Below are 22,256 nucleotides of genomic sequence, written 5' to 3' on the forward strand. Positions count from 1 at the left end.
GTCGCAGTGCTGAGCCGCATCGCCGAGTCGCTGTTCTGGATCGGGCGCTACGTAGAGCGGGCCGACGACACCGCCCGGATCCTCGACGTGCACACCCAGCGGCTGGTCGAGGACCCGTGGATCGACGAGCAGCGGGCCTGCCACAACCTGCTCGCGCTGATGGGCGTGCCCTGCCCGCTGGAGGAGGCCGACACCGAGCGGGTGCTCGGCACGCTGGCCTTCGACCGGGTGGCCCCGAGCTCGATCGTCGGTGCGCTGAGCGCGGCCCGGGAGAACGCCCGCGGCGCCCGCGAGGTGCTGTCGGCGGAGATCTGGGAGTCCCTCAACGTCACCCACAACGCGCTGCCCCAGCAGCGCACGATGGCCCGCCGCTACGGCCCGCACTCCCTCTTCCGGTTCGTCCGGGAGCGCTCGGCCATGGTGTTCGGGCTGGCCGACGCCACGATGAGCCGGGACGAGAGCTGGCTGTTCCTCATCCTGGGCCGCTCGCTCGAGCGGGTGGACATGACCAGCCGGATGCTCTCCACCCGGGTGCTGGCCGGTGACGCGGCGCCGTCCTGGACGTTGGTGCTGCGCTCGACCGGGGCCTACGAGCCCTACCTGCGCACCTACCGGGGTGCGGTCAACTCCAGCCGGGCCGCGGAGTTCCTGCTGCTGGACCGGCTCTTCCCCCGCTCGGTGTTCGCCGCGCTGGAGCAGGCCGAGGGCTGCCTGGCCGAGCTCGAGCGCTCCAACGTCCGCGACGGGCACCGGATCGGCGTCGCGGGGGAGGCCCACCGGATCGTCGGACGGGCCCGGACGATGCTGGAGTTCATGGGCACCGACGAGATCCTCGCCAAGCTGCCCACCCGGCTCGACGAGCTGCAGCGCACCTGCTCGGCGGCCAGCGAGGCCGTGACCAGCAGGTTCTTCACCGAGCAGGCGCCCCAGGTGTGGGTGCCGGAAGGCGTGGGATGAGCCCGATGAGCGCGCAGTCCCAGACGCAGTCCCAGTCCCGCCCGGCGCCGGACCGGTGGCGGTTGCAGGTCGTGCACCGCACCCGCTTCGAGTACGCCGGGCCCGTGCGGTCCTCCTACAACGAGGCCCGGATGACCCCGGAGAACACCACCCGGCAGACCACGCTGCGCTCCCGGGTCGAGGTGGAACCGGCGGCCTCGATCCACGCCTACCGGGACTACTGGGGCTCCACGGTCACCGCGTTCGACCTGCACGGCCCGCACCGCGAGCTGGCCGTCGTCGCCACCTCGGTGGTCGAGGCCGGGCCCGAGCCCGACCAGGCGCCGGTGGTGTCCTGGGAGGGGCTGGCCGACGCCGACGTCGTCGACCGGTTCGGGGAGATGCTGCGGCCCACCCCGCTGACCGCGATGGACGCCCCCGTCGTCCGTGCCGTCCGCGACGTCGTCGGCGACGCCGACCCGCGCGAGGCCGGCCACCGGGTGTGCCGGTTCGTGCACGACCACATGCAGTACCTGTCCGGCTCGACGAACGTGAAGACCAACGCCATGCAGGCGTGGACGTCGGGCAAGGGCGTCTGCCAGGACATGGCGCACGTGTCGGTCGGGCTGCTGCGCTCACTCGGCATCCCGGCCCGCTACGTGTCGGGCTACCTGCACCCCAAGCCCGGTGCGGCGATCGGCGAGCCGGTCAAGGGCGAGAGCCACGCCTGGGTCGAGTGGTGGGACGGCAGCTGGACCGGCTACGACCCCACCAACGTCGTGGAGATCGGCACCCGGCACGTGACCCTGGGTCGCGGCCGGGACTACCGCGACGTGCCCCCGCTGAAGGGGATCTTCTCCGGTCCGCGCAGCCAGGGGCACTCGGTCGTCGTGGAGGTCACCCGGCTCGCCTGATGCCGGGGCCGTCGGTCCGGTGGCAGGGACCTGGGAGACTGAGGTCCTCATGACGACTCCGCTCAACCTGGTCTCGCTCGAACGCGTCTCCAAGGCCCACGGCACGACCTCCCTGCTCGACGACGTCTCCCTCGGCATCTCCGCCGGCGAGCGGATCGGCGTCGTCGGCCGCAACGGCGGGGGCAAGTCGACCCTGCTGTCGGTGCTCACCGGCGTGGAGCCCCCCGACTCCGGCCGGGTGACCATGCGCAACGACATCGCGATGGGCGTGCTCGACCAGGCCGGCACGCTGCCGGCGGGCACGACCGTGCACGACGTCGTCCTCTCCGGGTACGCCGCGGAGCACGAGTGGGCCGCCGACCCCGCCGTCCGCTCCGTGCTCACCGGCCTGGAGCTCGACCGGCTCGGCCTGGACGCCCCGGTCGCCCCGATGTCCGGTGGCGAGCGCCGCCGCGTCGCACTGGCCGCGCAGCTGGTGCGGCCGCTGGACCTGCTGGTCCTCGACGAGCCCACCAACCACCTGGACGTCGAGGGCGTCGCGTGGCTGGCCGAGTACGTCAAGCAGCGTGCCGGCGGCATGGTGGTCGTCACCCACGACCGGTGGTTCCTCGACGAGGTCTGCACCACCACGTGGGAGGTCGCCGACGGCTCGGTCTACGCCTACGACGGCGGCTACTCCGCCTACACGCTGGCCCGGGCCGAGCGTGCCCGGATCTCCAGCGTCACCGAGGAGCGCCGGCTCAACCTGGTGCGCAAGGAACTGGCCTGGCTGCGCCGGGGCCCTCCGGCCCGCACCAGCAAGCCCAAGTTCCGGATCGATGCCGCCCAGGCGCTCATCGCCGACGAGCCGCCGGCCCGCGACAAGCTCGCGCTGTCGAACTTCGCCGCCCGCCGGCTGGGCAAGACGGTCTACGAGCTCGAGCACGTCGACTACGCCGTCCCCACCGAGGACGGCCCGCGCACGTTGTTCGCCGACCTCGACTGGAACGTCGGCCCGGGCGACCGGATCGGCATCGTCGGGGTCAACGGCGCCGGCAAGACCTCGCTGCTCAAGCTGCTGGTGGGGGAGAACAGGCCGGACTCCGGGACGATCAAGGTCGGCCAGACCGTCTCGCAGGCCTACCTCTCCCAGCACGTCACCGAGCTGCCGCCCAAGGCGCGCGTGCTCGAGGCCGTGCAGGACGTCGCCCGCGTGGCGCGGCTGGGCAACCAGGAGATCTCCGCGTCCACGCTGGCCGAGCGTTTCGGCTTCGCGGCGAGCCGGCAGTGGACCCCGGTCGGGGACCTCTCCGGTGGGGAGCGGCGCCGGTTGCAGCTGCTGCGCCTGCTGATGGCCGAGCCCAACGTGCTGATCCTCGACGAGCCGACCAACGACCTGGACATCGACACCCTCACCGCGCTGGAGGACCTGCTCGACTCCTTCCCCGGCACGGTGCTGGTCGTCAGCCACGACCGGTACTTCGTCGACCGGGTCTGCGACACCGTCGTCGCGCTGCTCGGTGACGGGTCCCTGGCCCAGCTCCCGGGCGGCGTCGAGGAGTACCTGCGGCGCCGCGCCGCCGGCGGTGCCCCGCTGACCACGGCGTCGGGCGCGCAGTCGGGCCTGGGGACGACGGCGCAGGCACCGGCGGTCTCGGCCGCCGACGCCCGCGCCGCCCGCAAGGAGGTCCAGAAGCTCGAGCGCCGGATGCTCAAGCTGGACGGCGACGAGAAGAAGCTGCACGACCAGCTCGCCGCGGCCGCGACCGACCACGCGAAGGTCGCCACCCTCAACGCCCAGCTGCTGCAGCTGCAGGCGGAGAAGGAGCAGGTCGAGACCGACTGGTTGGTCGCCTCCGACCTCGCCTAGGACCCGGGCCCACCCGAGGCAGGGGAAGCCCTGCACACACCCGTGAGCCCCGCAGGTGTGTGCAGGGCTTCCCCTGCCTGGGTAGTCAGCGCGGGGTGGCGGGGTCCTCGTGGTGGCAGCGGGCCTGGTGGGCGAGCACGTCGGAGAGCCGCAGCCGCCGGTGGCTGCCGGGCTGGTCGTAGGGGATCAGCCCGTGGTCCAGCATCCGGACCAGTGTCGGGCGGCTGACCCCGAGCAGGTCGGCGGCCTCCTGGGTGGTGACCATCCGCTCGTGCCGGCTCAGGGTGACCGCGGCGCCGTCGGTGAAGGCGTCGGCGACGAACTCCAGGGCCTCGGCCAGCTCGGTCGGCAGCGTGATCTCCGTCCCGTCCGGGCCCGTGAGCACCCACGGACCCGCGGGCAGCGGGGGCGACACGGCAGGCGGGTGCACCGTCGACTCGCGCAGGCCGTGGTCCACGGGGCAGACTGTAAATCGAACGAATCGAACGCGCGCGCCGTGATCACGCCCGGCCGCATCCCGAGACCCCCTGGAGACCCGTGGGCCTGCTCCTCCTCGCACACCTGGTGGCCGCCGTGCTGGCGCCCGTCCTGGTGCGCTGGTGGGGGCGCTCGGCCTACTACGTGCTCGCCCTGGTCCCGGCGGCCGCCTTCGGCTGGCTGATGGCCCAGCTGTCCACGGTGCTGGACGGCGGCACCGTCGACGAGGTCACCACGTGGATCCCGGCGCTGGACCTCGACGTCACCCTGCGGCTGGACGCCCTCGCGCTGTCCGTCGCCGCCCTGGTCACCGGGGTGGGCGCACTGGTCTTCGTCTACTGCGCCCGCTACTTCGAGCCCGACGACGAGGGCCTGCGGCGGTTCGCCGGCGTCCTGATGGCCTTCGCCGGGTCGATGCTGGGCCTGGTCGTGGCCGACGACATGCTGCTGCTCTACGTGTTCTGGGAGCTGACCACGGTCTTCTCCTTCCTGCTGATCGGTGGCAGCGGCGCCGCGGTGGCCGCCCGGCGGGCCGCCCAGCAGGCGCTGATCGTCACCACCGCCGGCGGGCTGGCGATGCTCGTTGGGCTGGTGATGATCGGGCAGGCCAGCGGGAGCTACCTGCTCAGCGAGGTCGTGGCGGACCCGGGCACCGGCCCGGTGGTCACCGTCGGCGTGCTGCTGGTGATCGCCGGCGCGGTCACCAAGTCCGCGATGGTGCCGTTCCACTTCTGGCTGCCCGGCGCCATGCAGGCCCCCACCCCGGTCAGCGCGTACCTGCACGCCGCGGCGATGGTGAAGGGCGGCATCTACCTGATCGCCCGGCTGGCCCCCGGGTTCGCCGACACCCCCGGCTGGAAGCCCGTCGTCCTCGGGCTGGGTCTGGCCACGATGCTGCTCGGCGGCTACCGAGCTCTGCGCCAGTACGACCTCAAGCTGCTGCTGGCCTTCGGCACGGTCAGCCAGCTGGGCTTCCTCATGGTGCTGGTGGGCACCGGCAGCCGGGAGGCCGCTGCGGCCGGGATCGCGATGCTCCTGGCGCACGGGCTCTTCAAGTCCACGCTGTTCCTCACCGTCGGCGTCATCGACCACACCTGCGGCACCCGCGACCTGCGCGAGATCAACGGCCTGGGACGCCGGGTGCCGGTGCTGGCCGTCGTCGCCGGGCTGGCCGGCGCCTCGATGGCCGGGCTGCCCCCGCTGCTGGGCTTCGTCGGCAAGGAGGCGGCCTTCACCGCGTTCCTGGACGGCGGCCTGGAGAGCCGGGTCTGGGCGATGGTCACCCTGCTCGGCCTGCTGCTGGGCTCGGTGCTGACCGTGGCCTACACCGCCCGTTTCCTCTGGGGCGCCTTCGGCACCGGCGGCTCGCTGCGGCACTGTGCGGCCGACCGCCCCAGCCCCGAGCACCTGCACCGGCCGGGTCCGGCGTTCCTCGCCGCCCCCGTCGTCCTGGCGCTGCTCGGCCTGGCCGCCGGCCCGCTGAGCTCCTTCCTGGAGCCGCTGGTCGCCCCCTACGCCGATACGCTGCCGCTGGTCGCCGAGGAGGCCGAGTCCCTCGCGCTGTGGCACGGCCTGCAGCCGGCGCTGCTGCTCTCGCTGGTCACCCTGGTCGGCGGTCTGGCGCTGTTCGCCGCCCGCGACCTGGTCGCGCGGCTCCAGCGCCGGGTCGCCATGGACGCCTCGGCCGACGAGGGCTACTGGCACACCATGCGCGGCCTGGACGTCGTCGCACAGGTCACCACCCGCACCACCCAGCGCGGCTCGCTGCCCACCTACCTGGGCGTGATCCTCGTGGTGCTGGTCGCGCTGCCCGGCTCGATCCTGGTGTTCCGGGCGCCCTGGCCCGACGACGTCCGGCTCTGGGACACCCCGGTGCAGGCCCTGGTCGGCGTCGTCGTCCTCGGGGCCGCCGCCCTGGCCGTGCGGATCCGGCAGCGGCTGTCGGCCGTGCTGGTCGTCGGCGTCACCGGCTACGGCATCGGCGTCCTCTTCGCCCTGCAGGGCGCCCCCGACCTCGCGCTCACCCAGTTCCTGGTCGAGACGCTCACCCTGGTCACGTTCGTGCTCGTGCTGCGCAAGCTGCCCAAGGACATCTCCGACCGGCACCAGGCCAAGGAACGCACCGCCCGCGGCCTCATCGCCGTCGCGGTCGGCCTGCTCATGGGCGGGGTCGGCGTGGTCGCCCTCGGCGCCCGCACCGCGACGCCGGTCTCGGTGGACTACCCCCAGCAGGCCTACGACTTCGGCGGCGGCGAGAACATCGTCAACGTGACCCTGGTCGACATCCGGGCCTGGGACACGATGCTCGAGGTGTCGCTGCTCGTCGTCGTCGCCACCGGCGTGGCCAGCCTGGTCTTCCTCCGCGAGCGCACCGGCGCCGTCGCCCGCGCGACCCACGCCCCCGACGCCGGCGCCGCCGCGGCCCGCCGCGCCCCGCGCGACCGCTGGCTGGCCGCGAGCGCGACCCTGGCCCCGCAGCGCCGCTCGGTCATCCTCGAGGTGATCACCCGGGCGCTGTTCCACACGATCATCGTGCTGAGCGTCTACCTGCTGTTCAGCGGGCACAACGTGCCCGGTGGCGGCTTCGCGGGCGGTCTGGTGGCCGGGCTCGCGCTCGTGCTGCGCTACCTGGCCGGTGGCCGGTACGAGCTCGGCGAGGCGGCGCCGGTCGACCCCGGCAAGCTGCTCGGCGGCGGCCTGCTGCTGGCCGGCACCACCGGCATCGCCGGCCTCGTCCTCGGCGCCGACGCGCTGCAGACCACCATCCTCGAGCGCACCGTGCCGCTGCTGGGCGACGTCAAGCTGGTCACCTCGCTGTTCTTCGACATGGGCGTCTACCTGATCGTCATCGGCCTCGTGCTCGACGTGCTGCGCAGCCTCGGCGCGCAGATCGACGCCGACGACGAGGACGACGACCGCGAGCAGGAGGACGGCGACGGCACGGGCACCGGCGGCGTGCACCACGTCGAGGACGGCGGCCCGGTCGCGTCGTCCCGCGAGGCCTCCGGCGCCCTCGCCCCGGGAGGACCCCGATGACCCCCACCGTCGTCCTGCCGGTGATCATCGCCGGGCTCTACGCCGCCGGCGTCTACCTGCTGCTGGACCGCAGCCTGACCCGGGTGCTGCTGGGGTTCCTGCTGCTGGGCAACGCGACCAACGTGCTGCTGCTGTCGGCCGGCGGAGTGGCCGGGCTCGCCCCGATCCTCCCCGTCGACGACGAGTCGCAGATCAACGACCCGCTGCCCCAGGCGCTGGTGCTCACCGCCATCGTCATCACGTTCGGCATCTCCGCGTTCGTGCTGGCGATGATCTACCGCTCGTGGCGGCTGGTGCGCGATGAGGTCGTGCAGGACGACGCCGAGGACCTCCGGGTGGCCACCCGCGAGGAGATCGACGCCGACGACCGCGACCCCGAGCTGCTGCACCCGGCCGAGCGTGGCCCCGGCGACGGGCTCACCGTCGAGGCGCCCCCGCACCACCCAGACACCGACACCCCCTCGGACGACGTCGCGCTGGGCCTGGCCGGCGCCGAGGCGGCCGAGAACGAGTCCGCCGAGGCTGCCGCCGTCGGTGACGTCAGCGCGACCCCGGCCGGCGGCCGGTCGGCCCGACGGGAGGAGGAGCACTGATGGACGACCTGATCCGCGTGCTCACCCCGCTGCCGGTGCTGCTGCCGCTGCTGGGTGCCGCCGGGGCCCTGCTGGTCGGCAGGCACCCCCAGCTCCAGCGGACGCTGAGCATCCTGGTGCTCACCGCGGTGCTCGCCGTCTCGGTGTCGCTGCTGTTCCTCGCCGACGCCGAGGGCGCCACCTCGGTGTCGGTCGGCGGGTGGCCGGTGCCGCTGGGCATCGTGCTCGTGGTCGACCGGCTCAGCGCGCTGATGCTGGTCGTGGCGAACACCGTCACCCTCGGCGTGCTCGTCTTCGCCGTCGGGCAGGGTGTGGCCGACGGCGACGAGACCGACACCCCGTTGTCGATCTTCCACCCGACCTACCTGGTGCTGGTCGCCGGCGTGAGCAACGCGTTCCTCGCCGGGGACCTCTTCAACCTCTACGTCGGCTTCGAGGTGCTGCTGGCCGCCAGCTACGTGCTGCTGACCCTGGGCGGCACCGCCGGGCGCATCCGGGCCGGCATCACCTACGTGGTGGTCAGCCTGATGAGCTCGCTGGTCTTCCTGGCCGCGATCGCGCTGGTCTACGCCGCCACCGGAACGGTCAACATGGCCCAGCTCGCCGTCCGCCTCGGGGAGCTGCCCGACGGCACCCAGCTGCTGCTGCAGTCCATGCTCCTGGTCGCGTTCGGGATCAAGGCCGCGGTGTTCCCGCTCTCGGCCTGGCTCCCCGACAGCTACCCCACCGCGCCGGCCCCGGTCACCGCGGTGTTCGCCGGGCTGCTCACCAAGGTCGGCGTCTACGCGATCATCCGGACGAACACGCTGCTGTTCCCCAGCGGTGCGCTGAACGACCTGCTGCTGTGGGCCGCGCTGGCGACCATGGTCATCGGCATCCTGGGTGCGGTCGCGCAGACCGACGTCAAGCGGATGCTGTCGTTCACCCTGGTCAGCCACATCGGCTACATGGTCTTCGGCGTCGCGCTCGGGACGACGGCGGGCTTCGCCGGGGCGATCTTCTACGTCGTCCACCACATCGCCATCCAGACCACGCTCTTCCTGGCCACCGGCCTGGTCGAACGCCGCGGGGGGACGACGAACACCGAGAAGCTGGGCGGCCTGGCCAAGGCGTCCCCGCTGCTGGCGATCCTGTTCTTCGTCCCGGCGATGAACCTGGCCGGGATCCCGCCGCTGTCGGGCTTCATCGGCAAGCTCGGGCTCATCGAGGCCGGCGTCGCCGTCGGCGGGGTCGGGCCCTACGTGCTGGTCGGTGGCGCCGTCGTCACCAGCCTGCTGACCCTGGTGGCCATCGCCCGCGTCTGGGGCCGTGCCTTCTGGCGCCCCCGCGCGGTGGACACCGCCGACGAGGACCTCGAGGCGATCCGGCCGGCCGCCGGCACCGCCGTCACCACCGAGCAGCTGCAGGCCGCCAAGCTCCCCAAGACCATGGTCGCGGCCACCGCCGGCTTCGTCGCCATCACCGTGGCGATCACCGTGTTCGGCGGGGTGCTCTACGGCGTCGCCGACCGGGCCGCGGACGACCTCGTCGACCGCACGCCCTACCTGGAGTCGGTCTTCGGCGACCGGGTGGTCGAGTGACCGCGCGGGTGACCCGGCTGCGCCAGCAGGTGCCGCTGCTGGTCTGGCTGGTGCTGGTCTGGAACATGCTGTGGGGCACGTTCAGCTGGGCGAACCTGTTCAGCGGGCTGCTCATCGCGATCGTGGCGACGACGCTCCTGCCGCTGCCCAGCGTGCCCGCCTCCGGGCGCTTCCGGCCGCTGGCCGCGCTGCGCTTCCTGGGCCGGTTCGTGGTCGACCTGCTGGTGTCCAGCGCGGAGGTGTCGTGGCTGGCGTTCCGGCCCGGCCGGCACCGCTCGGCGATCATCACCGTGCAGCTGCGCACCGACTCCGACCTGCTGCTGACCGTCATCGCCGAGGCGTTGTCGCTGGTGCCCGGGTCGCTCGTGCTCGACCTGGACCGCGAGGAGCAGGTGCTCGCCCTGCACCTGGTGCAGGTGCGCGACCTGGCGCACGTCGAGCGGCAGCGGGCCAACGTGCTGGGCATGGAGGACCGCGTGGTGCGCGCCTTCGGCTCGGCCGAGGACATCGCCCGGCTCGACCGTCCCGACACCGACACCCCGGAGACCCAGGGCACCGAGAGGCTGAGCCAGCGATGACGACCGTGGTCCCCCTCGTCTGCTTCGCCCTGCTGGGGGTGGGCGCCGTGCTGATCCTCGCCCGCCTCGCGATGGGCCCCTCCCTGCTGGACCGGGTGGTCGCCACCGACGCGCTGCTGGTGACCATCGCCTGCGGCATCGCCGTGTACTGCGCGGTCTACGAGGACATCTCGCTGGAACCGGTGCTGCTGGTCGTCGCCCTGCTGGCCTTCGTCGGGTCGGTCTCGGTGGCCCGCTACATCGGCGGCATGCTGGTGAGCACCGGGGACCCGGCCACCCGCGGGGGCGACGCCGACCTCTCCGGTCGGGCCGACGCACGCAGCGAGGGGACGCCGTGAGCGTCGCCGACGTCGTCGCGTCGATCTGCCTGGTCGCCGGCTGCTTCCTCTGCCTGACCGCGGGCCTGGGGCTCATCCGCTTCCCCGACGTGCTCAACCGGATGCACGCGGCCACCAAGCCCCAGGTGCTCGGCGTGCTGCTGGTGATGACCGGCGCGGTGATCCGGCTCGCCGGCCAGCCCATCGTCTGGATGCTGGTCCTGGTCGGGGTCTTCCAGCTGCTCACCGCCCCGGTCAGCGCGCACATGGTCAGCCGGATCGCCTACCGCCGCCGGCACGTGCGCCGCGACCTGCTGCTGGTGGACGAGCTCGGCAAGCCCGCGGACCCGCTGCCCAGCCGCCCGCACCCCGAGCACCCCGAGGGCGACCCCGACGTCGACGAGCCCGCCGACGGCCCCGACGCCACCCCCCGCACCACCTCCTAGCCCCCGGGGCCCGCGGATGGTCCGCGCAGGTGGGGGATGGTCCGGAGCCGGCGGCGGACCTCCCCCCAGCCCGGCGGACCATCCTCAGGTGGTGAGCGGGTAGGCGGCCCACCGAGGGGCACCCGGGCGCACCCGACCTGCGGCGCGTGGGACTGCGGTGAACGCCTCGAGGCGTGGGACCGGTGCGGCGATCATGCGCGCGACGCGTGCGTGCAGCGCCGGCCAGCCACCGAACACGTCGGTGACGGTGGGCCGGACCACCCGGATGCCGACGGCGCGCACCTGGTCCTCCAGCCGCTTCTCCTCCCAGGCCACCTGCGCCGGCGACCGCCCGTCGTAGGCATCGGTGTACTTGGTCTTCCCGTCCGTCTCGAAGGCGACGGCGTGCTCGGGCAGCCAGCCGTCGACCACCTTGACCAGCGCGCCGTCGATCCAGATCTCCACCTGGAGCTCCGGCACCACCAACCCGGACGTCAGGTGGCGCACCCGCCAGGCCGACTCCAGCCAGGACTCCGCCCGCCCGTCGGCCAGGGCCAGGGCACGCTGCACGGTCGGTGTCCGCTTGCTGGTCGGCGAGGCGCGCAGGACGGCGTGGAGCTCCTCGACCGTCACCAGGCCGCGCAGCAGGGCGTCGTCCACCAGGGCGACCGCGTCGACGAGGGCGCGGTCCCCGGTGGTCGACGCCGCGGGGGACCAGCTCGCGCGAAGGCAGTCGACGACCGTGCGCGCCACCGCGGTCACGGCGAACGGGCCCAGGCGGGTCACCTGGTCGACGGGGAGGGCGGCGCGGGTCATCCGGTACCCGTTGCCGTGCCGGGTGCGTCCGGGATCGACCAGTTGGTGGACCTGGCGCCCGCGCGGGGCCGGTAGCAGCAGCCCGTGCAGGTACCCAGCCGTGCTGCGGGCGAGCACAGCCCCGGGGCGGTCGAGCTGGCGGAGCAGGGCGAGCAGATCGAGGTGGTAGCGGCGTCCCGGGTCGGCAGCACCGAGCACGGCGGTGGGGCAGTACTGCCCGGGGCGGAGCGCTGACCAGGTGCCGCTGCGCAGGAGGGCGCGCACCTCCTCGGGGGAGCGCCCGCCGGCCAGCGCCGCCTGCCGGCTGACCAGGTCAGCGGTCCAGGCCGGGTGCGACGCGGTCACCCGGCCAGCGTGGCGCCGGATGACCCGCCGTGGGGCTCTGGCGGCCCATCTGTGGACGCAGCACCCACCTGTGGACGGCGGATGGTCCGCGCAGGTGGGGGATGGGCCGCAGCCGGTTGCGGCCCATCCCCCAGCCGGGCGGACGTACCTCAGCGCAGGGCGCGGTTGACCGCCGACACCACGGCGCGCAGGGAGGCGCTCACGATGTTGGGGTCGATGCCGACGCCCCACAGCACGCGCTCGCCGACGGCGCACTCCACGTAGGCCGCGGCGCGGGCGTCGCCGCCGGAGGAGAGGGCGTGCTCGGCGTAGTCCAGCACCCGGACGTCGACGTCGACGCCGGAGAGCGCGTCGACGAAGGCCGCGATGGGGCCGTTGCCGCGGCCGGTCAGGGTCACCGGCACGCCGTCGTCGACGAGCTCGACGGTCATCTCGTCGGGGCCCGAGCCGCTGGCGGTGTGCTGGTGGCCGGTCAGCGCGAGGCGGCCCCAGGGCGCGTGCGGGTCGGGGAGGTACTCCGAGGTGAAGGCCGCCCACATCTGCTCGGCGGTCACCTCGCCGCCCTCGTCCTCGGTGTGCCGCTGGACGACGGCGGAGAACTCGATCTGCAGCCGGCGCGGCAGGTCCAGCTGGTTCTCGGTCTTCATGATGTAGGCGACGCCGCCCTTGCCGGACTGACTGTTCACCCGGATCACGGCCTCGTAGCTGCGGCCGACGTCCTTGGGGTCGATCGGCAGGTAGGGCACGGCCCACGGGATGTCATCGACGGTCACGCCGGCCTCGGCGGCATCGGCCTTCATGACCGCGAAGCCCTTGTTGATCGCGTCCTGGTGCGAGCCGGAGAACGCGGTGTAGACCAGGTCGCCGCCGTAGGGGTGCCGCTCGTGCACGCCGATCTGGTTGCAGTACTCGACGGTGCGGCGGATCTCGTCGATGTCGGAGAAGTCGATCTGCGGGTCGATGCCCTGGCTGAACAGGTTCAGGCCCAGGGTCACCAGGTCGACGTTGCCGGTGCGCTCGCCGTTGCCGAACAGGCAGCCCTCGATGCGGTCCGCGCCGGCCCGGTAGCCCAGCTCGGCGGCGGCGACGGCGGTGCCGCGGTCGTTGTGCGGGTGCAGGGAGAGGACGACGGAGTCGCGCCGGCCCAGGTGGCGGTGCATCCACTCGATCTGGTCGGCGTAGACGGTCGGCTCGGCCATCTCCACGGTCGCCGGCAGGTTGAGGATCGTCGGGTTGTCCGGGGTGGGCTCCCAGACGTCGGTGACGGCGTTGCAGATCTCGACGGCGAACTCCAGCTCGGTGCCCGTGAAGGACTCCGGGGAGTACTCGTAGCGGATCTCGGTCTCCGGCATGTTCTCGGCCAGCTTGCGCACCAGCCGGGCGCCGTGGACGGCGATGTCGACGATGCCGGCCTTGTCGCTGTTGAACACCACGCGGCGCTGCAGCGTGGAGGTCGAGTTGTAGAGGTGCACGATCGCCTGCTTGGCGCCGACCAGGGACTCGAAGGTGCGCTCGATCAGCTCGTCGCGGGCCTGGGTGAGCACCTGGATGCTGACGTCGTCGGGGATCAGGTCGTCCTCGATCAGCTGCCGGACGAAGTCGTAGTCGGTCTGGCTGGCGGCCGGGAAGCCGACCTCGATCTCCTTGTAGCCCATCCCGACGAGCAGCTCGAACATCCGGCGCTTGCGGTCGGGGGTCATCGGGTCGATCAGCGCCTGGTTGCCGTCGCGCAGGTCGACGGCGCACCAGCGGGGGGCGACCGTCGTCGTCGTCGCGGGCCAGGTGCGGTCGGGGACGTCGACCGGGGTGAACGGCGCGTACTTCCCGATCGGCATCGCCGAGGGCTGCTGGGCGTTGCGGGCGTGCGGGTGCTGGTCGGTGCTCATGGGGCTCTCCGGGGTGTGCCGAGGTGTGTCGGTCAGCAGCGCGGGTGCGGACACGCGCGGTCACCGCGGCGAGGGAGCCGACCTAGGAGAGGGCCTCGCCGCGGCACGTAAGGAGGAGGCTGCCGCGCACGTCGGACACCGTAGCAGCGGCTCAGAACTCGTGGCGCACCCTGAGTCGGACGGGGCGACCGTCCGGGTCGTGGACCAGCTTGTAGAGCGGGGTCGCCCAGACCCGTTCCACCCGGGTCAGCTCGGGCCGGCGGTGCGGCCGGATCCGACCCGGGGGACGGGGGCCGACGCGGCCACCGGTGTGCCAGCCCTCCAGGGCGTCGGCGGCCGCCACGCAGGCGGCGACGAACTCGTCGGGGTCCAGCAGGCCCTCGTCGTCGTCCCGGTCGAGGTGTTCTCGGGCCAGTTCCAGGCGCAGGTCGCGGGCGAACGTGCGGGCGCCGTCCCCGAGTCCGGCCGGGTCCTGCGGTTCGCGCTCGTCGAGGGTGGTGTCCAGGACGGCGTTGGACAGCTCGCTGTCGTGGGTCCAGGACCGCCGGTTCATGTTGTCGCTGCCCACCTCGGCCCACACGTCGTCGACGACGCAGACCTTGGCGTGCACGTAGACCGGGGTGCCCTCGTGGTTCTCGATGTCGAACACGTGCACCCGGCCCGGCGCGGCCTCCTGGAGCAACCGCATCGCCTGGGCCTGACCGTGCTGCTGCGGGCGCTCGGAGAACGCGCCCTGCTGGTCGGGCACCCGGGGGACGACGACGACCAGCTGCAGCGTCTCGTGCTCGCGCAGCGAGGAGGCCAGGTGGTCGGCGATGTCGGTGGACCACAGGTACTGGTCCTCCAGGTAGACCAGCCGCCGGGCCCGGGTGAGCGCCTTGGTGTACCCCCGCGCGATCGACCGCTCGCCCTCGGGGGCGAAGTCGAAGGCCGGCCAGACCTTGGGGTAGGTGCGCAGCGTCTGCACCGTGTGCGGCCCGCACGCCGGGGGTGCCGGGGGCTGGTCGGGGAGCGGGGTGGGGTCCATCTGGTTGCGGCCCAGCCACTGCAGCGTCTTGTCGTGCAGCCAGGCGAACGGGCTCTCCGACGCCGGGCTCGTCGGGTCGTCCCACCGCTCGCGGAAGCAGTCGTCGAGCACACCCACGACCGGGCCGCGCAGCTGCAGCTGGACGTCGTGCCAGGGCGGGGTGTCCCCGTACGCGTCGGACATGTCCTGCGGCTGCGGGTCGCCGCGGTGCTCGGCGTCGTCCCGGCGGGTGTGCCCGAGGTCGATCCCACCGGCGAAGGCCACGTCGCGGGAGGGGTCCTGCGGGTGCCGGCAGAGCACCAGCTTCTGGTGGTGGCTGCCCATCCGGCGCACCCGCTGGTCCCGGACGACGACCGCGCCGTCCTCCTCCAGCTCCCGGTCCAGCGAAGCGTTCTGCTCCTTGGAGAAGCTCAGCCCGTCCCAGTGCGACCGCCACACCAGCCCGCGGACGACGACCCCGCGCCGGGCGGCGCGGGAGAACAGCTCGTCGACGGTCGGGCCGTCGGCACGCAGCTTCTGGCCCGGGTCGCCCCGCCAGTCGGTGAAGAAGAGGTGGTCGCCCTCGCCGAGGTCCTCCACGGCGTCGACCAGCCGGTCGAAGTAGGCCGCGCCGTGCACCAGGGGCTCGGCGAGGTTCCCCGCCGTCCAGGCCGGGATCGCGGTCGCCGGGTTGTCGCGTTCTGCGGTGGTCAGCAGCCAGTCGCGGGCGTCGTCCTCGGTGTCGGGCACCGGGTGATCTCACCACCGCCCGCCCGTCGGCGCTGGTCCGCGCCCCGCGCCGGTAGGCTGCGGCCCCGTGGCCCTGGTCGTGCAGAAGTACGGCGGTTCGTCCGTCGCCAACGCCGAACGCGTGAAGCGCGTCGCCGAACGCGTCGTGGCGGCCAAGAAGCAGGGCCACGACGTGGTCGTCGTCGTCTCCGCGATGGGCGACACCACCGACGACCTGCTGGACCAGGCCAGCCAGATCACCGCCGACCCGCCCGGCCGCGAGCTGGACATGCTGCTCACCGCCGGCGAGCGCATCTCCATGGCGTTGCTGGCCATCGCGATCTCGGTGCACGGCTACCAGGCGCGGTCGTTCACCGGCTCGCAGGCCGGGGTGATCACCACGTCCAGCCACGGCAAGGCGCGGATCATCGACGTCACCCCGGGCCGGCTGCGTTCGGCGCTGGACGAGGGCTCGATCGTGATCGTCGCGGGGTTCCAGGGCGTCAGCCAGGACACCAAGGACATCACCACGCTGGGCCGCGGCGGTTCGGACACCACCGCGGTCGCGGTCGCGGCAGCGCTGCACGCCGACGTCTGCGAGATCTACACCGACGTGGACGGCGTCTTCACCGCCGACCCGCGGATCGTCCCCAACGCCCGGCGGCTGGACACCGTCACCTACGAGGAGATGCTGGAGCTCGCCGCCTGCGGGGCGAAGGTCCTCATGCTGCGGTGCGTCGAGTACGCCCGCCGCTACGACATCCCGGTGCACGTCCGCAGCTCCTACTCACAGCTCCCCGGCACCACGGTGTCCGGTTCGATGGAGGACCTCACGGTGGAACAGGCCATCATCTCCGGCGTCGCGCACGACCGGAGCGAAGGCAAGATCACGGTCTACGGCGTCCCGGACCGGCCCGGTGAGGCCGCCCAGCTGTTCCGGGTGCTGGCCGACGCCGAGATCAACATCGACATGATCGTGCAGAACGTGTCGGCCTCGGCGACCAAGCTCGCCGACATCTCCTTCACCCTGCCCAAGAGCGACGGCCCCACCGCGCTGGCCGCCCTGGAGAAGGTCAAGCACACGGTCGGGTTCACCGACGTGGTCTTCGACCAGCACATCGGCAAGGTCTCCCTCGTCGGTGCGGGCATGCGCTCGCACCCGGGCGTCTCGGCCAAGTTCTTCGGCGCGCTCGCCGACGCCGGGGTCAACCTGGACCTGATCAGCACCTCGGAGATCCGCATCTCGGTCGTCTGCCGCGAGGAGGACGTCGACCTCGCCGTCCGCGCCGTGCACGACGCGTTCGAGCTGGGCTCCGACGTCGAGGCCGTCGTCTACGGCGGGACCGGGCGATGAGGCCGCTGCACCTGGGCGTCGTCGGCGCGACCGGTCAGGTCGGCGTCGCCATGCGGCAGATCCTGGCCGAGCGCGACTTCCCGCTCGCGAGCATCCGGTTCTTCGCCTCCGCCCGCTCGGCCGGCACCACGCTGCCCTGGGGCGACGGCGAGATCACCGTCGAGGACGCCTCGACGGCCGACCCGACCGGGCTGGACGTGGCGCTGTTCTCCGCCGGTGCCACCACCTCGCGCGCCCAGGCCCCCCGCTTCGCCGCGGCCGGGGTGACGGTCATCGACAACAGCTCGGCGTTCCGCAAGGACCCGTCGATCCCGCTGGTCTGCAGCGAGGTCAACCCCGGCGACATCGCGCTGGCCGGTGAGCAGCGCATCATCGCCAACCCCAACTGCACGACCATGGCCGCGATGCCGGTGCTCAAGCCGCTGCACGACGAGGCCGGGCTGACCCGGATCGTCGCCTCGACCTACCAGGCCGTCTCCGGCTCCGGCGTCGCCGGCGTCCGGGAGCTGCACGGGCAGGCGCTCGCCGTCGTGGCGGAGGCCGACCAGCTGGCCTACGACGGGTCGGCGCTGGCCTTCCCCGACCCGGCCGTCTACGTCGCGCCGATCGCGTTCAACGTGCTGCCGATGGCCGGCTCCGTCGTCGACGACGGGTCCTTCGAGACCGACGAGGAGCAGAAGCTCCGCAACGAGTCCCGCAAGATCCTCGGCATCCCCGACCTGCGGGTCTCCGGCACCTGCGTCCGGGTGCCGGTCTTCACCGGGCACTCGCTGTCGCTGAACGTGGAGTTCTCGCGGGAGATCAGCGTCGAGCGCGCCCGCGAGCTGCTGGCCGGCGCCCCCGGGGTCGAGCTGGTCGACGTCCCCACGCCGTTGCAGGCCGCCGGCAAGGACCCCTCCTACGTCGGCCGGGTCCGCCAGGACGGACCCAACGGCCTGGCCCTGTTCGTCTCCAACGACAACCTGCGCAAGGGCGCCGCGCTGAACACCGTGCAGATCGCGGAGCTCATCGCCGCCCAGGGCTGACCGGTCCGCCCTGAGCGTTGATCAGGGTCCTGCACCGATGTGCGTCCTCCCCCGGGAACGATCGCGGGGGAGGACGCACGGTGATCAGGGACCCTGATCAACGCTCCGGGGTCAGGGCCGCACGTGGCGCAGGGCGAAGTCCAGGGCGACCTCGACCTGGCGGATGGTCTCCTCGATGACCAGGGAGCCGTGGCCGGCGTCGAAGCGGTAGACCTCGTGCTCCTTGCCGCGCTCGGTCAGCGCGGCGAGGTAGTTGTCGATCTGGCGGATGGGGCAGCGCGGGTCGTTCGCGCCGGCGACCACGAGCACCGGGGCGACGACGGCGTCGACGTGGGTGAGCGGCGAGGACCGGCGGTACACGTCGGGCACCTCGTCGGGGGAGCCGCCGAACAGCGCCCGGTCGTAGGCCCGCAGGCCCTCCATCTCGTCCTCGTAGGCGGCCAGGTAGTCCGCCACCGGCACCTCGGCGATGCCGGCGGTCCAGCGCTCGGGCTGGGTGCCCAGGCCGAGCAGGGTGAGGAAGCCGCCCCACGAGCCGCCGGTGAGCAGCGTGCGGGTCGGGTCGACGACGCCCTCGGCGACGAGGGAGTCGTAGACGGCGGCGACGTCCTCGAGCTCGGTGGGGCCGGGGTTGCCGGTGAGGGCGTCCCGCCAGGTCGAGCCGTAGCCCGAGGAGCCCCGGTAGTTGACGTGGACGACGGCGTACCCGGCGTCGACGTAGGCCGCCCGGCGGGCGCGGTAGGAGTCGTCGTCGGCGGACTCCGGGCCACCGTGCACCAGGAACGCCGTCGCGTACGGCGCCTGCCCGGCCGGGCGCACCAGCAGGGCGTGCACGTCGCCGCCGGGGCCGGGGACCCAGCGGTCCTCGACCGGGTACGCGGCCGGGGGCTCGTCGCCGGGGGCGGCCAGCACGACCGGACCGTCGGCCCGGCGGATGACCGGCGGACGCTCCGAGCTGGACCAGGCAAGCTCCACCGAGCCGTCGGGGCGGGCGGTGGCGCCGCGGACGACGCCCGGCGGGGTCTCCAGCCGGGTCAGCTCACCGGTGGCCAGGTCGTACCGGTACAGCTCGCTGCGGGCGGCGTGGTCGTGGCCGACCAGCAGGGCCGAGCCGTCGGGGTACCAGCCGGCGGTCACGTCGCCGGGCAGGTCCAGCACGACCTCGGTCTCGGTGTCGGTGGCGACGTCCCAGATCAGCAGCTCCTCGCGGCCGCGGCGCTCGTGGCCGACCAGCAGCCGGCGGTCGCCGGGCACGGGGGCGAACCCGAGTGCGTGCAGGCCGCGGCCCTCGCCGTCCCACTTCTCGGCCACCACCCAGGGGCTGTCGGCGGTGGTCTGCCCGCCCCCGGCGGCCAGGAAGGCGGCCACGTCGAACACCCGCAGCGCGGGGTAGCGGGGGTCGCCGGGCTCGGAGTGGCTGATCACGACCAGGTCGTCGTCGTGGGAGAGGCCGTCGACAGCGGCGGTGTCGGGGGTCGAGTAGCAGACGGTGGGGGTGCCGCCGACCGGTGCGACCCACAGCTCGCTGCCGTCGTCGGTCGACCGGCCCAGGGCCACCAGTCGACGGCCGATCTCCAGGCCCGAGGGGTAGGCCGGGCCCACCTCCGGGACGGCGACGACGTCCTCGCCGCCGGTGAACGGCTGCCGGCGCCAGACGCCGAACTCGTCGCCGTCGGTGTCGGCGAACCACCAGATGCTCTCGCCGTCCGGGCTGATCGTGGCCGCCAGCGTGCCGTTGGCCCGGTCGGTGACCTGGCGCTGCTCACCGGTGTCGCGGTCCCAGGTGTACTGCTCCACCACGCCGGTGACGTCGGAGGCGAACAGGCAGCGCTGGGGGGCGTCCTCGGCCCAGTCGGGCAGGCTGACGCGGGGGGCGCGGAAGCGGGCCTGCCAACGGGCGGTGATCTCGGGGGAGAGGGCGTCCACGGCGCCCATCCTGCCCCGGGTGGTCAGCTGCGCCCGGAGGTGGTCGGCGCCCGGTCCTCGACCGAGGCGTCGCGCACGTCGCCGATGAGCTGCTCGAGCACGTCCTCCAGCGCCACGACGCCGAGCACGTCGCCGTCCTCGACCACCCGGCCCAGGTGCACCCCGGCCTCGCGCATCGCCTGCAGCACCTCGGGGAGCGGCTCGTCGGGGGAGAGCTCGACGAAGTGCTCCAGCGCCGCGTCGGGGAACGGGTCGTCCCGCTCGGTCACGCCCAGCACGTCCTTGACGTGCACGTAGCCCAGCCAGCCACCGGCGGCGTCGAGCACCGGGTAGCGGCTGAAGCCGTGCTCGCCGACCGCGCGTTCCAGGTCCCGCGGGGTGGCCTCGCGGGTCACGGTCACCAGCTCGTCGGTGGGCAGCAGCACCGACCGGGCGTCGTGGGTCTCGAAGCCCAGCGCCCCGGCCGCCAGCTCGCCGACCTCGTCGCCGAGCAGGCCCTGGCTGCGCGACTGGGTGATCATCGAGCGGATCTCCGAGCTGTCGAAGCTCGCGGCCACCTCGTCGGTGGGCTGCACCCCGAACAGGCGCACGAAGGCGTTGGCCAGGGTGTTGAAGAACCAGATCAACGGCTTGAGCACCGTGACGACCCTCGCCATCGGCGGGCCCAGGGCGATCGCGGCGCGGTCCGGGCCGGCGATGGTGATGTTCTTGGGCACCATCTCCCCGAGCACCATGTGCAGCACCGTCACGATCGACAGGGCCACCACCAGCGCGATGGGGTGCAGCAGGCCCTCGGGCACGCCGGCGCTCTCCAGCGGCACCTCGATCAGGTGCGCCACCGCGGGTTCGCCGACCGCCCCCAGGCCCAGCGAGCACAGGGTGATGCCCAGCTGCGCTCCCGCCATCATCTGGGACACGTTCCGCATCGCGGTCAGCGTCTTCTGCGCCCGCGCCGAGCCCGCGGTGGCCCGGGGCTCGATCTGGTCGACCCGGGCCGAGACGAGCGCGAACTCCGCGGCCACGAAGAACGCGTTGCCCAGCAGCAGGGCGACCAGCACGAGCAGTGCCACGGCATCGCTCACGCCTGCGCCACCTCGTGCTGGCGGGCGGGCAGGTCGTCGTCCCCGGTGGGCACCGGGTCGGCGTGCAGGACCGCCACCCGACGGCCCTCGAGCCGGGCGACGGTGAGCCGGTGGCCCTCCAGCTCGACGGAGTCACCGACGGCGGGCAGCCGGGCAAGCCGTTGGGTGACGAAGCCGGCGACGGTCTCGTAGCGCCCCTCGGGGACGGCGACCCCGGTGCGCTCGCGCACCTCGTCGGGGCGCAGCAGCCCGGAGACCTCCCAGCCCTCCCCGCGGCGGCGCAGCTGGCGCAGCGGGCGGTCGGTCTCGTCGGCGATCTCCCCGACCAGCTCCTCGACGATGTCCTCCAGGGTCACGATGCCGTGCGTGGCGCCCCACTCGTCGACGACCAGGGCCAGCTGCAGGCCCTCCTCGCGGAGCAGGTCCAGCAACGGGTCCAGGTGCAGCGAGCTGGGGACGGCGAGCACCGGGCTGGCGAGCTCACCGGCGGTCCGGGTGGCCCGCTCGTCCTCGGGGACCGCGACGGCCTTCTTCACGTGCACCAGGCCCGTGACGTCGTCCAGGTTCGAGTGCCAGACCGGGAAACGGCTGTTGCCCGAGGCGATCGCGGCGGCGATGACGTCGGCGGCGGTCGCGGTGTCGGGCAGGGTCACCAGCCGGGTCCGCGGGGTCATCACGTCGGTGGCCAGCTTCTCCCGCAGGCCCAGCGAGCGGTCCAGCAGGCGGGCCGCGGTGGGGGAGAGGTCGCCCTCCTCGGCCGAACGGCGGGCCACCGAGGCCAGCTCACCGGCGCCGCGGGCGCTGTCGAGCTCCTCGCGCGGCTCGAAGCCCAGCTTGCGGACGATCGCGTTCGCCAGCCGCTGCAGCGCCCGGACCAGGAAGCCGAAGACGGTGGTGAACGCCCGCATCCCGGGGGCGACGAACCCGGCCACCGCGAGCGGACTGGCGATGGCCAGGTTCTTCGGGCCGAGCTCGCCGATGAGCATCTGCAGCGTGGTGGCCAGCGCGATGCCCAGGACGACGGCGACCGCGGTGACCGTGCCCTCGTTCAGCCCGAGGGCGCCCAGCGGCCCCTCGAGCAGCCCCCCGATCGCCGGCTCGGCCAGGTAACCGACCAGCAGCGTGGTGATCGTGATGCCCAGCTGGGCGGCCGAGAGCTGGGTGGACAGGCCCTGCAGCGCGGTCACCGTGCCCGCGGCACCCCGGCGGCCCTCGGCGGCGGCCTGCTCGGCCTGCCCGCGGTCGACGGTGGTGAAGGAGAACTCGGCGGCGACGAAGAAGCCCGTCAACACGGTCAGCACGACCGCGGCGAGCAACAGCAGCCACTCGGTCATCGAGGCCCAGCGTGCGGGTTGCGCGCTGCAACCGCGCGTCGACCGGGT

Annotated in this window: 18 protein-coding genes; 11 read left to right on the forward strand and 7 right to left on the reverse strand. The window is 73.3% G+C overall.

What is annotated here, in order from left to right:
- Window positions 1-6 precede the first annotated feature (6 nt).
- Genes F1C76_12615 through F1C76_12625 form a run of 3 tightly spaced genes read left to right on the forward strand, consistent with a single transcriptional unit; the run spans window position 7 to window position 3,699 of the window.
- Entirely contained in the window at window positions 7-957 is a 951-nt protein-coding gene (locus tag F1C76_12615; GenBank protein QNG37310.1) for an alpha-E domain-containing protein, read from the forward strand.
- A 5-nt stretch (window positions 958-962) separates the two neighbouring features.
- On the forward strand, window positions 963-1,850 hold the full coding sequence (locus F1C76_12620) for a transglutaminase family protein (GenBank protein QNG37311.1): 888 nt from the start codon (window positions 963-965) through the stop codon (window positions 1,848-1,850).
- 49 nt (window positions 1,851-1,899) lie between these two features.
- Window positions 1,900-3,699: an ABC-F family ATP-binding cassette domain-containing protein gene (locus F1C76_12625; protein QNG37312.1), complete on the forward strand. Its 1,800-nt coding sequence runs from the start codon at window positions 1,900-1,902 to the stop codon at window positions 3,697-3,699.
- An 85-nt stretch (window positions 3,700-3,784) separates the two neighbouring features.
- Here the strand turns inward: F1C76_12625 and F1C76_12630 are convergent, their stop codons facing one another.
- Window positions 3,785-4,156, reverse strand: a complete 372-nt coding sequence (locus tag F1C76_12630; protein QNG37313.1) for a helix-turn-helix domain-containing protein — start codon at window positions 4,154-4,156, stop codon at window positions 3,785-3,787.
- Window positions 4,157-4,236: 80 nt separating this feature from the next.
- Between F1C76_12630 and F1C76_12635 the strand changes: the two genes are divergently transcribed.
- From F1C76_12635 to F1C76_12660, 6 genes are read left to right on the forward strand one after another with little or no spacing between them, the layout of a single operon-like run.
- Window positions 4,237-7,212: a Na+/H+ antiporter subunit A gene (locus F1C76_12635; GenBank protein ID QNG37314.1), complete on the forward strand. Its 2,976-nt coding sequence runs from the start codon at window positions 4,237-4,239 to the stop codon at window positions 7,210-7,212.
- Window positions 7,209-7,805 (forward strand): Na(+)/H(+) antiporter subunit C, encoded by a 597-nt coding sequence (locus F1C76_12640; protein QNG37315.1) that lies wholly within the window; start codon window positions 7,209-7,211, stop codon window positions 7,803-7,805. Before F1C76_12635 ends, F1C76_12640 begins: the two co-directional genes overlap by 4 nt.
- An 11-nt stretch (window positions 7,806-7,816) precedes the next feature.
- Window positions 7,817-9,385, forward strand: a complete 1,569-nt coding sequence (locus tag F1C76_12645) for a Na+/H+ antiporter subunit D (protein QNG39215.1) — start codon at window positions 7,817-7,819, stop codon at window positions 9,383-9,385.
- The gene (locus tag F1C76_12650) at window positions 9,382-9,963 is read left to right on the forward strand and encodes a Na+/H+ antiporter subunit E (GenBank protein ID QNG37316.1); all 582 of its coding nucleotides are present in this window, start codon (window positions 9,382-9,384) and stop codon (window positions 9,961-9,963) included. Before F1C76_12645 ends, F1C76_12650 begins: the two co-directional genes overlap by 4 nt.
- Window positions 9,960-10,301, forward strand: a complete 342-nt coding sequence (locus F1C76_12655; GenBank protein ID QNG37317.1) for a pH regulation protein F — start codon at window positions 9,960-9,962, stop codon at window positions 10,299-10,301. Before F1C76_12650 ends, F1C76_12655 begins: the two co-directional genes overlap by 4 nt.
- The gene (locus F1C76_12660; protein ID QNG37318.1) at window positions 10,298-10,726 is read left to right on the forward strand and encodes a monovalent cation/H(+) antiporter subunit G; all 429 of its coding nucleotides are present in this window, start codon (window positions 10,298-10,300) and stop codon (window positions 10,724-10,726) included. The genes F1C76_12655 and F1C76_12660 overlap by 4 nt, the downstream gene beginning before the upstream one ends.
- Window positions 10,727-10,810: 84 nt before the next feature.
- Here F1C76_12660 and F1C76_12665 read toward each other — a convergent pair whose 3' ends face one another.
- From F1C76_12665 to F1C76_12675, 3 genes are all read right to left on the reverse strand, one after another.
- Window positions 10,811-11,866, reverse strand: a complete 1,056-nt coding sequence (locus F1C76_12665; GenBank protein ID QNG37319.1) for a hypothetical protein — start codon at window positions 11,864-11,866, stop codon at window positions 10,811-10,813.
- Between the two features lie 149 nt (window positions 11,867-12,015).
- Window positions 12,016-13,752 carry a 2-isopropylmalate synthase gene (leuA, locus tag F1C76_12670; protein ID QNG37320.1) on the reverse strand — a complete coding sequence of 579 codons (1,737 nt, stop codon included), beginning with the start codon at window positions 13,750-13,752 and terminating at the stop codon, window positions 12,016-12,018.
- A gap of 151 nt (window positions 13,753-13,903) precedes the next feature.
- Window positions 13,904-15,508: a phospholipase gene (locus tag F1C76_12675; GenBank protein QNG37321.1), complete on the reverse strand. Its 1,605-nt coding sequence runs from the start codon at window positions 15,506-15,508 to the stop codon at window positions 13,904-13,906.
- Window positions 15,509-15,575: 67 nt separating this feature from the next.
- On the opposite strand from F1C76_12675, the gene F1C76_12680 reads away from it, so the two are divergent.
- Window positions 15,576-16,841 (forward strand): aspartate kinase, encoded by a 1,266-nt coding sequence (locus F1C76_12680; GenBank protein QNG37322.1) that lies wholly within the window; start codon window positions 15,576-15,578, stop codon window positions 16,839-16,841.
- Window positions 16,838-17,866 carry an aspartate-semialdehyde dehydrogenase gene (locus F1C76_12685; GenBank protein ID QNG37323.1) on the forward strand — a complete coding sequence of 343 codons (1,029 nt, stop codon included), beginning with the start codon at window positions 16,838-16,840 and terminating at the stop codon, window positions 17,864-17,866. Before F1C76_12680 ends, F1C76_12685 begins: the two co-directional genes overlap by 4 nt.
- Before the next feature lie 111 nt (window positions 17,867-17,977).
- Here F1C76_12685 and F1C76_12690 read toward each other — a convergent pair whose 3' ends face one another.
- From F1C76_12690 to F1C76_12700, 3 genes are read right to left on the reverse strand one after another with little or no spacing between them, the layout of a single operon-like run.
- Entirely contained in the window at window positions 17,978-19,801 is a 1,824-nt protein-coding gene (locus F1C76_12690; protein QNG37324.1) for a S9 family peptidase, read from the reverse strand.
- Window positions 19,802-19,815: 14 nt separating this feature from the next.
- On the reverse strand, window positions 19,816-20,874 hold the full coding sequence (locus F1C76_12695; protein ID QNG37325.1) for an HlyC/CorC family transporter: 1,059 nt from the start codon (window positions 20,872-20,874) through the stop codon (window positions 19,816-19,818).
- Window positions 20,871-22,208: an HlyC/CorC family transporter gene (locus tag F1C76_12700; protein ID QNG37326.1), complete on the reverse strand. Its 1,338-nt coding sequence runs from the start codon at window positions 22,206-22,208 to the stop codon at window positions 20,871-20,873. The genes F1C76_12695 and F1C76_12700 overlap by 4 nt, the downstream gene beginning before the upstream one ends.
- Window positions 22,209-22,256: the final 48 nt, after the last annotated feature.

The organism is Geodermatophilaceae bacterium NBWT11, from assembly GCA_014218215.1.
Taxonomy (GTDB): domain Bacteria; phylum Actinomycetota; class Actinomycetes; order Mycobacteriales; family Geodermatophilaceae; genus Klenkia.

Bases quoted from the DNA above. Each gene is read 5' to 3' on its own strand.
- F1C76_12620 (QNG37311.1), top strand. From the start codon at position 963: ATGAGCGCGCAGTCCCAGACGCAGTCCCAGTCCCGCCCGGCGCCGGAC.
- F1C76_12625 (QNG37312.1), top strand. From the start codon at position 1,900: ATGACGACTCCGCTCAACCTGGTCTCGCTCGAACGCGTCTCCAAGGCC.
- F1C76_12640 (QNG37315.1), top strand. From the start codon at position 7,209: ATGACCCCCACCGTCGTCCTGCCGGTGATCATCGCCGGGCTCTACGCC.
- F1C76_12655 (QNG37317.1), top strand. From the start codon at position 9,960: ATGACGACCGTGGTCCCCCTCGTCTGCTTCGCCCTGCTGGGGGTGGGC.
- leuA (QNG37320.1), bottom strand. From the start codon at position 13,752: ATGAGCACCGACCAGCACCCGCACGCCCGCAACGCCCAGCAGCCCTCG.
- F1C76_12685 (QNG37323.1), top strand. From the start codon at position 16,838: ATGAGGCCGCTGCACCTGGGCGTCGTCGGCGCGACCGGTCAGGTCGGC.
- F1C76_12690 (QNG37324.1), bottom strand. From the start codon at position 19,801: ATGGGCGCCGTGGACGCCCTCTCCCCCGAGATCACCGCCCGTTGGCAG.
- F1C76_12700 (QNG37326.1), bottom strand. From the start codon at position 22,208: ATGACCGAGTGGCTGCTGTTGCTCGCCGCGGTCGTGCTGACCGTGTTG.